General features: G+C 60.6%; 14 protein-coding genes. 7 read left to right on the top strand and 7 right to left on the bottom strand.

Going from position 1 to position 11,589, the window contains the following annotated elements; all coding sequences use genetic code 11:
• Positions 1-2: 2 nt before the first annotated feature.
• The 4 genes from OOZ53_RS21525 (at position 3) to deoA (ending at position 3,685) form a co-directional block, all read left to right on the top strand.
• Positions 3-974 carry an ABC transporter permease gene (locus OOZ53_RS21525; protein WP_271091799.1) on the top strand — a complete coding sequence of 324 codons (972 nt, stop codon included), beginning with the start codon at positions 3-5 and terminating at the stop codon, positions 972-974.
• A 182-nt stretch (positions 975-1,156) separates the two neighbouring features.
• Positions 1,157-1,549 (top strand): cytidine deaminase, encoded by a 393-nt coding sequence (locus OOZ53_RS21520; protein ID WP_271091798.1) that lies wholly within the window; start codon positions 1,157-1,159, stop codon positions 1,547-1,549.
• Entirely contained in the window at positions 1,546-2,337 is a 792-nt protein-coding gene (locus OOZ53_RS21515) for a purine-nucleoside phosphorylase (RefSeq protein ID WP_271091797.1), read from the top strand. Before OOZ53_RS21520 ends, OOZ53_RS21515 begins: the two co-directional genes overlap by 4 nt.
• 28 nt (positions 2,338-2,365) lie before the next feature.
• Positions 2,366-3,685 (top strand): thymidine phosphorylase, encoded by a 1,320-nt coding sequence (deoA, locus tag OOZ53_RS21510; protein ID WP_271091796.1) that lies wholly within the window; start codon positions 2,366-2,368, stop codon positions 3,683-3,685.
• A gap of 31 nt (positions 3,686-3,716) precedes the next feature.
• Here deoA and OOZ53_RS21505 read toward each other — a convergent pair whose 3' ends face one another.
• The 7 genes from OOZ53_RS21505 to OOZ53_RS21475 form a co-directional block, all read right to left on the bottom strand.
• Complete coding sequence (locus tag OOZ53_RS21505) at positions 3,717-4,247, bottom strand: TIGR02281 family clan AA aspartic protease (RefSeq protein WP_271091795.1); 531 nt, start codon at positions 4,245-4,247, stop codon at positions 3,717-3,719.
• Positions 4,248-4,408: 161 nt separating this feature from the next.
• A complete protein-coding gene (gene upp / locus OOZ53_RS21500) occupies positions 4,409-5,038 on the bottom strand; it encodes a uracil phosphoribosyltransferase (protein ID WP_271091794.1) in 630 nt (209 codons plus the stop codon).
• A gap of 97 nt (positions 5,039-5,135) precedes the next feature.
• Entirely contained in the window at positions 5,136-6,104 is a 969-nt protein-coding gene (locus OOZ53_RS21495; RefSeq protein ID WP_271091793.1) for an adenosine deaminase, read from the bottom strand.
• Positions 6,101-7,321, bottom strand: a complete 1,221-nt coding sequence (locus tag OOZ53_RS21490; protein ID WP_271091792.1) for a phosphopentomutase — start codon at positions 7,319-7,321, stop codon at positions 6,101-6,103. The genes OOZ53_RS21495 and OOZ53_RS21490 overlap by 4 nt, the downstream gene beginning before the upstream one ends.
• Before the next feature lie 204 nt (positions 7,322-7,525).
• Entirely contained in the window at positions 7,526-8,134 is a 609-nt protein-coding gene (locus OOZ53_RS21485) for a TadE/TadG family type IV pilus assembly protein (RefSeq protein WP_271091791.1), read from the bottom strand.
• Between the two features lie 36 nt (positions 8,135-8,170).
• Positions 8,171-8,737 carry a TadE/TadG family type IV pilus assembly protein gene (locus OOZ53_RS21480; protein ID WP_271091790.1) on the bottom strand — a complete coding sequence of 189 codons (567 nt, stop codon included), beginning with the start codon at positions 8,735-8,737 and terminating at the stop codon, positions 8,171-8,173.
• A 183-nt stretch (positions 8,738-8,920) separates the two neighbouring features.
• Complete coding sequence (locus OOZ53_RS21475; RefSeq protein WP_425499213.1) at positions 8,921-9,307, bottom strand: pilus assembly protein N-terminal domain-containing protein; 387 nt, start codon at positions 9,305-9,307, stop codon at positions 8,921-8,923.
• Positions 9,308-9,741: 434 nt separating this feature from the next.
• On the opposite strand from OOZ53_RS21475, the gene OOZ53_RS21470 reads away from it, so the two are divergent.
• From OOZ53_RS21470 to cpaB, 3 genes are all read left to right on the top strand, one after another.
• Positions 9,742-9,906 carry a Flp family type IVb pilin gene (locus OOZ53_RS21470; protein ID WP_271091788.1) on the top strand — a complete coding sequence of 55 codons (165 nt, stop codon included), beginning with the start codon at positions 9,742-9,744 and terminating at the stop codon, positions 9,904-9,906.
• A gap of 162 nt (positions 9,907-10,068) precedes the next feature.
• Positions 10,069-10,578 (top strand): A24 family peptidase, encoded by a 510-nt coding sequence (locus OOZ53_RS21465; protein WP_271091787.1) that lies wholly within the window; start codon positions 10,069-10,071, stop codon positions 10,576-10,578.
• A 215-nt stretch (positions 10,579-10,793) separates the two neighbouring features.
• Positions 10,794-11,588 (top strand): Flp pilus assembly protein CpaB, encoded by a 795-nt coding sequence (cpaB, locus tag OOZ53_RS21460; protein WP_271091786.1) that lies wholly within the window; start codon positions 10,794-10,796, stop codon positions 11,586-11,588.
• The last annotated feature ends 1 nt before the right edge of the window (position 11,589 follow it).

Below are 11,589 nucleotides of genomic sequence, written 5' to 3'. Positions count from 1 at the left end.
CGATGGATTATTTTCAGATTGTAATGGTCACGCTCGAAGCCACCATCCGCCTGTCGGTTCCGCTCATTCTAGCGGCCCTTGCCGGGCTCTATTCCGAGCGCTCCGGCATTTTCGATATCGGGCTTGAGGGCAAGATGCTGGCGGCGGCCTTTGCCGGCGGCGCCGCGGCGGCGGTCTACGGATCGGCCATCATCGGCCTGACCGCCGCGATTGTCGTTTCCGTCGCGCTTGCCATGGTGCATGCCTTCGCCTCGATAACCCAGCGCGGCAACCAGATCGTGTCGGGCGTTGCGATCAACTTCATTGCGCTCGGCTCCACGGTGATCCTCGGCCAAGCCTGGTTCAGGCAGGGCGGGCGAACCCCGCAGCTCAATGAGGACAGCCGTTTTCAGGCGATCACCCTGCCTTTTGCCGAAACGCTGGCCGATGTACCGGTGCTGGGCCCGATTTACGCCAACCTGATTTCTGGCCACTTCCTTCTGACCTATTTTGCCTTTGCCATGGTGCCGATCACCTGGTGGGTTCTTTATCGCACCCGTTTCGGGCTGCGGCTGCGGGCGGTCGGCGAAAACCCTGGCGCGGTCGACACGGCGGGCATTTCCGTGACGAAGATGCGCTATCTCGGCGTGCTTTGCTGCGGCATATTGTGCGGCTTCGCAGGCGCCTATCTGTCGATGGCGGTCGCCGCCGGCTTCGTCAAGGGCATGACGGCGGGCAAGGGCTTTATCGCGCTTGCGGCGCTGATCTTCGCCAAGTGGAAGCCGGTCAATGTGATGCTTGCCTGCCTGCTGTTCGGTTTCCTCGATGCGCTGGCGATCCTCCTGCAGGGCCAGCAGCTGCCCGTGGTGGGCGAGGTTCCGGTCCAGTTCATGCAGGCGCTTCCCTATGTGCTGACGGTCATTCTTCTGGCCGGCTTCATCGGCAAGGCGATCCCGCCAAAGGCCGGCGGCAAGCCCTATGTGAAGGAACGCTAGTGTCCTGAACCTGAAGTTCGTCACATCAGGCTGCATCCTCTGCACGAACTTCAGATTCAATCAGGACACTGGCAACATTATGAATCTAGTGTGGTTTACGGATTTGAAGTTCCTTGCTGAGAGCGCTGCAATCGATGAGAGGAACTTCAAATCCTCCACGCTGGTAGATTTGGAGCGCTCGCATGTCTGAAGATCTGTTCATTGCGGCCCGCGATGCAATGCGCCGCTGCCACGCGCCCTATTCCGAGTTTCCGGTCGGCGCCGCCCTGCGGGCCGATGACGGGAAAATCTATACCGGCGCCAATATCGAAGTCGCGTCCTATCCGGAAGGCTGGTGCGCCGAGACGACGGCTATCGGCCACATGGTCATGGCCGGCGGGCTCGAGATCAGGGAGGTTGCCGTCATCGCCGAGAAAATGGCCGCCTGCACGCCCTGTGGCGGCTGCCGTCAGCGTCTGGCCGAGTTTGCCGGCCCAGAGACGAAGATCCATTTGTGCGACCAGAACGGCATCGTCAAGACGGTGACGCTTGGTGAATTGCTCCCCTACGCTTTCGACGCGGATGCTTTGAAATGAACAGTGCCCTTTCCATTCTGGTCAAGCAGTTGAACGGCCTGATGCCCGAAACCGCGATCGTGCTCGGCTCCGGCCTCGGATCCCTGGCCGACGCTGTGGCTGATCCCGTCAGGGTGCCCTATTCGGACCTTGAAGGCTTCCCGCACAGCGGCGTTTCCGGCCATGCGGCAGAGGTCGTCGCCGGTCATCTGGGCACAACGCCGGTCATCATGCTGTCCGGCCGCGCGCATTACTACGAGAAGGGCGACGCCTCGGTCATGCGCGCCCCGCTGGAGACATTGCACGGCCTTGGCGTCAAGCGGCTGATCCTGACCAATGCGGCCGGTTCGCTGCGCGAGGACATGCCGCCGGGCTCGGTCATGCAGATCACCGATCACATCAATTTTTCCGGTTCAAACCCGCTCTTCGGTGAGCCGAGTGACCGGCGCTTTGTCGGTCTTACCAATGCCTATGACGCGGAGATGGCCGGCGAAATGCGCGAGGCGGCCGCCGCTGTGGATGTCGACCTGCACCAGGGTGTCTATATGTGGTTTTCGGGACCAAGCTTCGAAACGCCGGCCGAAATCAGGATGGCGCGCACCATTGGCGCCGATGCGGTCGGCATGTCGACCGTTCCCGAGGTGATCCTGGCGCGCTTCCTTGGCCTGCGCGTTGCTGCCGCGTCCGTGATCACCAATCTCGCGGCGGGCATGAGCGGCACGGAGATATCGCATGACGAGACCAAGGAAATGGCGCCGCTCGGCGGGCAACGCCTGGCCGCAATCCTGAAGACGATGCTGGCGCGCTGATCGTCGCCCGCACGACGGAGACGCGAAAATGAGCTTTTTACCGCAGGAACTCATCCGTCGTAAGCGCGACGGCCAGGAACTCGGGCAGGGCGAGATCGCCGAATTCGTCCGCGGGATCACCGATCATTCGGTCTCCGAAGGACAGATCGCTGCACTGGCCATGGCGGTGTTTTTCAACGGCATGACCCGAGAAGAAGCCGTGGCGCTGACCCTCGCGATGCGCGATTCGGGCGATGTCCTGGCTTGGCCCGAGTTGGACCGGCCGGTCGCCGACAAGCATTCGACCGGCGGCGTCGGGGACAATGTCTCCTTGATGCTGGCGCCGATCGTGGCGGCCTGTGGCGCGGCTGTGCCGATGATCTCGGGACGCGGCCTCGGCCACACCGGCGGCACGCTCGACAAGATGGAGTCGATACCCGGCTACCAGGTGGTGCCGTCAAACGCACTGTTCCGCGAAACGGTTGCGAATGTCGGCTGCGCCATTATCGGCCAGACCGGCAGCCTGGCTCCGGCCGACAAGCGCTTCTACGGTATTCGCGATGTCACCGCGACAGTTGAATCGGTGCCGTTGATCACCGCCTCCATCCTGTCGAAAAAGCTGGCCGCCGGCCTGCAGGCCCTTGTGCTCGACGTCAAGACCGGCAACGGCGCCTTCATGTCGGATCCCGAGGCGGCGACGGAACTGGCAAGGAGCCTGGTTTCGGTGGCGACCGGCGCGGGCCTTGCCACATCGGCGATCATCACCGACATGAACGAGCCGCTCGCCAGCGCCGCCGGCAATGCCGTTGAAGTGCGCAATGCCGTCGAATTCCTGACCGGCGTCCACCGGGACGCCCGGCTTGAGGAAGTGACGGTCGAACTTGCCAGACAGATGATCTTTGACGCCGGTCTTTCGGACAGCCTGGAGGCGGCGGCGCAATCGGCGCGGGAGGCGCTCTATTCGGGCAGGGCGGCGGAGAAATTTGCCGCCATGGTGGGCGCGCTCGGCGGCCCGGCCGATTTCATGGCGCGTTACGAGCACCATCTTCCGCCGGCGCCGGTCGTGCGCGATGTAACCATCGATCGGGCAGGTCACGTAAGCGCCATCGATGCGCGCGGCATCGGACTTGCGGTTGTCGCGCTTGGCGGCGGCCGCACCCGGCCGCAGGACGATGTCGACCCGTCCGTCGGCCTCACCGATCTTGTTGCACACGGCACCGCGCTGCAGCCGGGCGACCGCATAGCCCGCGTGCACGCGGCCAGCGACGAGGCGGCGGAACGCGCTGCGCGGAATGTCGTCAAATGCTATCGGCTGTCGGACGACCGGCCTTCGGCGGCGGACGTGATCCTGTCGAAGATTGAAGGTTAGAGCAACGGGCGGCAATATGGCGCCATTTGCTTTAGCGCGTGAGAACCAGCTTCCCGTCGCGCGCCCTATAGGATGACAGCCGGTTCAGGAAGCTCATGCCGATCAGGGTGCCGGCAAGCGAATCGTCATCGAGCACATAGGCTTCCACATTGCGGATGCGGATGGATTTGAGTTCTACCGATCCCAGTTCGACCCGGGCGGCCTTGACGGCGCCATTGGCTGTCATCACGCGATATTTGAACATGGCGGGGCTGACGAAAACGCCCACCTTTCGAGCCGTCGAGCGGTTGATCGCAATGGCTGTCGCCCCGGTATCGATCAGGCCCGCCACGCTTCTTCCATTGATCCGGAAATCGCCATGGAAATGGCCGCGTGAATCGGCGGTGAGAACGACGTCCCTGCCGCCGACATAGGCGGCCTCGGGCTCCATTGCCGCTGCTTCGGTGACCGTAGCGGTCTCCTGCTTTTGCGGGCTCGGCAGGGTCAGCTGGCCATCGACAATCTTCGGGACCGCGATCGCGACCCCGGAAACGATGCCCGCCAGCAGAAAAATCCGCATCATGATAAGCGCCCTTGTGCCTGTTTGCACGCAGTACAGCAGGAGATTCCTAACGGACTGTAATCCGGGTCCTGCATGCGCACAGTGTGTGCGCCACTGGTTAGGGAAGCGTTAACTTTTGCGGGCAGATTGCGCTGATGCGGCCAATAGGCCCCGAACGGGGCTTACTTCGTTCCATACATCCGGTCGCCGGCATCGCCGAGACCGGGAACGATATAACCCTTCTCGTTCAGATGGCTGTCGATGGAGGCCGTGAAGACTGGCACGTCCGGATGCGCCTTGCAGAAGGCTTCGACACCCTCCGGCGCTGCCAGCAGGCACAGGAAGCGGATATTATGCGCGCCGCGTTCCTTCAGCTTCTCGACCGCCGCGATCGATGAATTCGCGGTCGCCAGCATGGGGTCGACGACGATAACGAGCCGGTCGCTGATGTCCTCTGGCGCCTTGAAATAATACTCCACCGCTTGCAGGGTCTCGTGGTCCCGGTAAAGGCCGATATGGGCCACCCGCGCCGAGGGGACGAGGTCGAGCATGCCCTCAAGAAGACCGTTTCCGGCCCGCAGGATCGAGGCGAAGACCAGTTTCTTGCCGGCAAGAACCGGTGCGTCCATCTGCGCCAGCGGCGTTTCGATATCCTCATGCGTCAGCGCCAGCTCACGCGTGACCTCGTAACACAGCAGCGTCGAGATTTCGCGCAGGAGGCGCCGGAACCCGGCGGTCGACGTATCCTTCTTGCGCATGATGGTAAGCTTGTGCTGAACCAGCGGATGGTCGATGACGGTGACGCCGCCCATGTTTCTTATCCTTTTGTTTCCTGAGCCGCATTCTGCATTTCCGGCGATGCGGCGGCAAGGTGCGTCGGCGCCCAAATATCCCGTGACCGTCGGTTTGTCACAGTTTTGCGAGCAATGCGGCGCGCGTTTCCTCATCGACGAAAGCCGCTTCCAGCGCCGTTCTCGTCGTGGCGACGAGATCGTCGTCGGAAAGGCCGAATGCGTTCTGGGCAAGGGCGTATTCCCGGCCGAGGCTGGTGGCGAAGAAGGGCGGATCGTCCGAGTTGAGCGTCACGCGAATGCCGGCTTCCCGCAAAGCCGGGAAGGGGTGATCTTCGAAGCCGGCAAAGAGTGAGAGGGAGACGTTCGATCCCGGACAGATTTCGAGAACGATGCCTTCTTCGGCAAGGTGTTCGACGAGGGACGGGTCCTCGATCGCACGCACGCCATGGCCGAGGCGGGTCGGACGCACGTGCTGCAAGGCATCGCGGACGCTGTCGGGACCGGCCACTTCTCCGGCATGGGTGGTGATACCGAGACCGGCGTCACGGGCAATGTCGAAGGCCCGTGCGAAATCGGCGTGGGACCCCATCCGTTCATCGCCGCCCATCCCGAAGCCGGTGACAAGCGGATGCGGCCGCGAGGCCGCGAACCGTGCGACATCGATTGCCGCATCGGCGTCGAAATGGCGCACGCAGGTGATGATCAGTCGCCCTTCTATCCCGTGCGAAGCGCGGGCGCGCCGCATGCCTTCGCCAAGACCGTCGACATAGGCTTGCGGATCGAGGCCCGCGCGGCGTGCATGATCGGGTGAAATGAAGACTTCGCTGTAAATTGCACCCTCTTCGGCGATCGAGGTCAGATAGCTCTGCGCCAGAAGCGCGTAGTCCTCCTCCGTGCGAAACAGGGCCGCTGCCGCATCGTATGCGGAGAGAAAACTGGTGAAATCCTTCCAGACATACCGGTCGCCATCGATCAGATGGTCCATGTCGACGCCGTATTTTTGCGCCTGGCTGCGCACCAGCGCCGTCGGCGCGGCGCCTTCGATATGGCAGTGAATTTCAGCCTTGGGTATGTGGCGGGTCAAATGAAGCTCCTTCCGTGCCGGCCGGGCGCCAGACCGAGATGGGCCGCGACGCTTTCCGCGATATCGGCGAAGGTCTCCCTTATGCCGGCGGAACCGGCCGTCACGGCCGATCCGAAGCAAAGGATCGGCACCCGTTCGCGGGTGTGATCATTGCCGCGCCAGGTCGGATCGCAACCGTGGTCCGCCGTGATGATGACGAGGTCGTTGCGCCTCAGCTTGCGGGCGATTTCCGGCAGGCGGGCATCGAACCGCTCCAGGGCCGCCGCATATCCGGGAACATCCCGGCGGTGTCCGTAGAGCATGTCGAAGTCGACGAAATTGGTAAAAACGATGTCACCGTCATCGGCATCGTCCATTGCCGCCAGCGTCGTGTTGAACAGCGCATCGTTGCCCTCGGCCTTGCGCATTTCGCTGATTCCCTGATGGGCGAAGATGTCGCTGATCTTTCCGACGGCGATGACCAGGCGGCCGGCGTCGCGCGCGCGGTCCAGCAGCGTCGGCTCCGGCGGCGGAACGGAATAGTCGCGCCGGTTTCCCGTGCGATGGAAATCATCTGGCGATTCGCCGATGAAGGGTCGCGCGATCACGCGCCCGATATTCAGTGGATCGACAAGCTTGCGAACGGCTTCGCACAGTCTGAAGAGCCGCTCGAGACCGAAATGGTGCTCATGGGCGGCGATCTGGAAGACACTGTCGGCGGAGGTGTAGAATATGGGTTTACCCGAACGGATATGGTCTTCGCCAAGCGCGTTGATCACGTCGGTGCCCGATGCATGGCAATTTGCCAGGCTGCCTGGAAGCTCGGCGATTTCGTAGATCTTCTCCAGCAGGTCGGTCGGAAACGTCTCCTCGCCTTCGGGAAAATAGCCCCATTCGAAACGCACCGGCACGCCGGCGATCTCCCAATGTCCGGACGGGGTGTCCTTGCCGAGCGAGACTTCGTTGGCGCAGGCATAGCGGCCGATCGGGCGAACGGAATCGTCCATCTCCGCCGGGACGCGACCGGTTGCCAGCCGGGCCGCCTGGACAAGACCCAGCGAAGTCAGGTTCGGCAGCAAGAGCGGTCCCTGCCGCAGTCCCTGCCGGTCGCCCAAGCCGATGGCGCACTGCTCTGCAATATGCCCCAGCGTGTCCGACCCGGCGTCGCCGAACCGGTCGGCGTCCGGTGCGCCGCCTACGCCGAAGGAATCGAGTACGAGAATGATCGCGCGGGCCATGGAAGTCCTGTTGCTTATTATTGTTCAATGCGCCTGGGGCACACCGCGCAACGGATCGATGACGCGGCGCGCCACAAATTATTACGCCACAGGCCGTGCGACAATAGGATTTTTAGCAGGACATCCGGCGCGCCCCACCTGTGCGCATGCACTTGGGGGCCGCCGGTTCAGCGGATTGATGGGCTGCGGCAACAGCCGCCAGTGTCAGGTATTGCAGTCGTCGCAGGTAATGGTCGTGCCGAGGCGTGGCCGCATGAAATAGGTCTCGGTCAGATCGAGCGAACTCATCGTCCGGCCCGTGAACGGGATCGAGGTGATAAAATTGTGCGTATTGCCGATTTCGCCGCGGACATAGAATGCGTCGGCAATCAGCAGGCTGGTCGGCATCTCTGCGGTTACGTCGGTTCCAACCGCCGGCGGTATCAATGCGCCATTGGCCCATGACCAGGTCACGGTCGCCTTGTCGCCCGCTGCGTTGATGGTGATCGCCGTATAGACAAGCTCGACATTATCGGGCGTGTAGGGCGCCAGAATGCTGGCGGCGACATCTTCCATATCGTCAAGCTCGTCCTTGGATGTGGAGGTTGCCTGCGTAATAAGGTCGAGTGTGATGTTTCCGGCGCGCGAGACCTTGGTGTCGACTGACAGCGCGACCGTCATCTCGACGGCGCCGATATAAAGGACGACCAATATCGGTGCGACGAACGCGAATTCGACGGCGCCGACGCCTTTCTTGTCTCCAAGCAGCGCGCCGAAACGGGCCCACAAATGTTTCAGTGGCAGCTTGCTGTCCGGTTTTGTTGTCGGGTTCATCGGCGCGTCTCCGCAATCAGGTTCATCGTGTGGCCGCTATTCGTCATAGGCTTCGTTGCGATATGCGGTCGTGGCCACGATGAGGTAGTAGTTTGCCTGGGATTCTGAGTCCGCCGTGATGTTGGCGATATACGGTCGAAACAGGTCGACGGTGACCCTCCAGGTGTAATAGGCACGCAGGACATTGATCGTCGATGCGCCGCCGGGGTCGAAGTCGAAGCCTGTATCATCGAGTTTTCCGGCAACGATCGGAACATCCGTCGGTATCGAGGCGAAGTCCCCGTAATTCTGCAGGTCGACATAGAGCCGGTCGTCGACATCCGTGCCGCAGGTGAACATGATGGACACTTCACTGCACAGCCTGGTCCGGAATTCCTCTTCGGTAATGTCCGTCGACTCGCCGGTCGCGAAAGTCAGCTGTCCGGTCCGCAATTCGCGGCCGAGCTTGTCGACCGCGTAGTTGAGCGTCTGCTCGGCGGCAAAAGCGATGCAGGTCTCGATGATCGCGAAGATGAGCAGGAAGAAGGGAATGGCCAGCAGCGCGAATTCAATCGCTGCGCCACCGTTCTCGTCACGTTTCAGCCGGAACCAGGAGCGTTTCAATATACGCTTACGCTCAGCGCTTCTTTGCGCTCTGCTAAAGAGGACCCGCATGACAACCCCGCTACATGGACCTGTCGGCAAATCCTAAGGCAAAGGAGTTTACAATCCGTATCCGAATTGGCCGGCATTCGACATATTATGTTTGCCGAATGTTAACCATCAGCGTTTGGAAGCGTGTTGCCGCTACTCCAGGTCCAGCGGCTCGCAGGCGGGCGTGCAGGACATGACGGTCCGTTCGTCCTGCCGGTAGATCTGCACCGTGTTGTTATCTTCGAGCGAAACGAGAACACGTTCATCGACAATCGCGTTGCCGTCATTGTCGAGGATGACCAGGTTGGTCGTTCCGAAGCTCTTGCCGGTGAGGATTATGGTTTGCGCATCGCTGACCGTCGCGTCGGCGATCTCGGCATTGCCGACAATGACCCGGCTGACGGGACGGTCGAGCTTGATGATCCGCGCATAGTCGAGGTCGACCCTGATCGTGTTTTCCGCTTCGGCCGGCGCGATCGCGGATGTCAGAGCAGCCGTGCACACGGTCAGCGCGAAGATCGGCCTTGCCATCATTCGCATGTCTAGCAGTTTGAACATGAATTGCTCCTCGAGCCGCGCCTGAGATGAATCTGCCCCTAAAAGTCGCCCGGAATGGTGAACGAAGGCTTAATGCACGAAACAATGCGCCAAAAAAAGATGATCGGCACCGGGAAAACGGGGCGGCCGGCAATCGGGTGGGCGAAGAGACGAAACCCGGCAGCGGTGTTTCCACATTATATAATATATTGTCTGCTGTGTCGGATTCCCGGTAGTTCCGATGCGATCGGTTGCAAGGTCAAAATTGTGCTCAGGCCTTAATCAAGCGTTCACCAAACGACAGCTCGGTTGCCGTAAAGAATTCGCTAACCAAGTTTTTTAAGGGGTTTTCAAATCCTGTTCGCTAGCTTGCTCGCATCCGATCAGCGCGAAACAGTTGACGGAAGTGCTGAACAAGTGGAGCAAGGAGTATTCCAATGACTAAGGTTTTTGCACGTTTCATGAAAGACGAGTCCGGCGCGACCGCCATCGAATATGGCCTGATCGCTGCTCTGATCGCTGTTGCTGCTATCACGGCCATGGGCCTGGTGGGCAACGGCCTTGAAAACACCTTTAACGCTGTAGCCAACGAGCTCGAGTAGTCGGCTCTGGCGCCGTTGATACATTTCGACGGTCGAAGCGAAAGAATTTGCCGCCGGGATCGAAAGGTCCCGGCGGTTATTTTTTCTTAAGGCATGTGCGCTCATATCGAAGTGCTGGTGTTTTTTGGTCATGACGGTGTTCAGGCGCATTAGGAGATGGCGATGATCGAGGCGGCGATAATGGTGATTTTTCCGTTGTGTCTCGCATTCGCGGCATTGACCGACACCCTGACGATGACGATACCCAATCGCGTATCGCTGATTCTCCTCGTTTCCTTTGCGGTTCTGGCGCCCCTGGCCGGTATGGGCTGGGCGGATTACGGCCAGCATTTCCTCGCCGGGTTGGTCGTTTTCGCCGTCTGTTTTGCACTGTTCGGTATCGGCGCGATGGGAGGAGGCGATGCGAAACTGCTGACCGCGACATCGGTCTGGTTCGGTTTGAACATGCAACTGCTCAATTTTCTGACCTATGTGGCCGTCTTCGGCGGATTGCTCACCGTCGTTCTGCTTGTCATGCGAATCGACAGGTTTGCAGCATTTCGGCTCGGCCCCGTCGACCATCTGCTGGATCGCAAGCAGGGTGTTCCCTATGGCATTGCGATCGGCGCCGCCGCATTGTTGTGCTACCCGTCTTCGGTAATGGTTCAATACGCGCTTGCCGGTGGCAACTGACCGCGCCCGCTTTTCGGGCAAGTAAGTACAGTGCTCGTAATAATTGCAGTATCAAAATATATTCAATCAAGTGATTGTATAATTCGGCTTTGTCCCGCCAGCCAGGCGCATTAATTCGCCGTTAAGTAAGATTGGTAGCCCCGCATTAACCATAAGTACACGATTGGTCCGGCATTGTTCGGCCAACGATTGGAATAGTGTCTCGGGGAAACGGTATGAAGCCCGCACGTTTGATAGTCATGGTCGTCGCTCTGGTTGCCGCTGTCGCAGCCGGATATCTGATTTTGAACATCACCGGCAAAGACGGCGAACAGCCTGTTCGCCAGGTGGTCAAGAAGGTTCAGACCGATGAGGTTCTTGTCGCGTCGAGCAGTTTGCCGATCGGCTCACGCCTCGACAAGAAGAACCTTGGCTGGCAGGACTGGCCTGAGGACGCCGTAAAAGACGGCTTCATCACCCGTTCGACGCGTCCCGATGCCGTCCAGGAACTGACCGGCTCGATCGTCCGTCTGCCGATCTTTGAAGGCGAGCCGCTTCGAACCGAAAAGGTCGTCGATTCCGGCACGAGCATCATGTCGTCAATCCTGCCCTCCGGTAAGAGAGCAGTGTCGACCGCGATCTCGGTCGTAACGAGCGCCGGCGGTTTCATTCTGCCAAACGACCGGGTTGACGTGATCATGGTCCGCAATTCGGACGAGGCTGGTTTCCTGACAGAGACCATTCTTGAAAATATCCGGGTTCTGGCGATCGACCAGCGCATCCAGGAAGACGAAGACGGCAAGAAGACGGCTGTGGGCTCCACTGCCACGCTCGAGCTGACGCCCGAGCAGGCAAAGATCATCGCCGTTGCACAGCAAATGGCCGCGCGCCTCACACTCGCACTGCGCAGTGTCGCTGATGTCCAGGATCCGGACACAGGCGGGGCGGACTATCTCCTGAGTGGTGAAGCGGGGGGCACGATTCAGCTCATTCGCTCGGGAACGATCACCAATGTCGGCGCAGCAAATTAGA

Origin of the sequence: Allohoeflea poritis, assembly GCF_027889715.1 — a bacterium.
Lineage (GTDB): Bacteria > Pseudomonadota > Alphaproteobacteria > Rhizobiales > Rhizobiaceae > Hoeflea_A > Hoeflea_A poritis.
This window is presented reverse-complemented; position numbering and strand designations above follow the sequence as displayed.

Coding starts and splice junctions, on each gene's coding strand:
- OOZ53_RS21465 (WP_271091787.1), top strand. CDS start 10,069: ATGATCGAGGCGGCGATAATGGTGATTTTTCCGTTGTGTCTCGCATTC.
- OOZ53_RS21505 (WP_271091795.1), bottom strand. CDS start 4,247: ATGATGCGGATTTTTCTGCTGGCGGGCATCGTTTCCGGGGTCGCGATC.
- OOZ53_RS21525 (WP_271091799.1), top strand. CDS start 3: ATGGATTATTTTCAGATTGTAATGGTCACGCTCGAAGCCACCATCCGC.
- deoA (WP_271091796.1), top strand. CDS start 2,366: ATGAGCTTTTTACCGCAGGAACTCATCCGTCGTAAGCGCGACGGCCAG.
- upp (WP_271091794.1), bottom strand. CDS start 5,038: ATGGGCGGCGTCACCGTCATCGACCATCCGCTGGTTCAGCACAAGCTT.
- OOZ53_RS21515 (WP_271091797.1), top strand. CDS start 1,546: ATGAACAGTGCCCTTTCCATTCTGGTCAAGCAGTTGAACGGCCTGATG.
- OOZ53_RS21490 (WP_271091792.1), bottom strand. CDS start 7,321: ATGGCCCGCGCGATCATTCTCGTACTCGATTCCTTCGGCGTAGGCGGC.
- OOZ53_RS21475 (WP_425499213.1), bottom strand. CDS start 9,307: ATGCGAATGATGGCAAGGCCGATCTTCGCGCTGACCGTGTGCACGGCT.
- OOZ53_RS21520 (WP_271091798.1), top strand. CDS start 1,157: ATGTCTGAAGATCTGTTCATTGCGGCCCGCGATGCAATGCGCCGCTGC.
- cpaB (WP_271091786.1), top strand. CDS start 10,794: ATGAAGCCCGCACGTTTGATAGTCATGGTCGTCGCTCTGGTTGCCGCT.
- OOZ53_RS21470 (WP_271091788.1), top strand. CDS start 9,742: ATGACTAAGGTTTTTGCACGTTTCATGAAAGACGAGTCCGGCGCGACC.
- OOZ53_RS21485 (WP_271091791.1), bottom strand. CDS start 8,134: ATGAACCCGACAACAAAACCGGACAGCAAGCTGCCACTGAAACATTTG.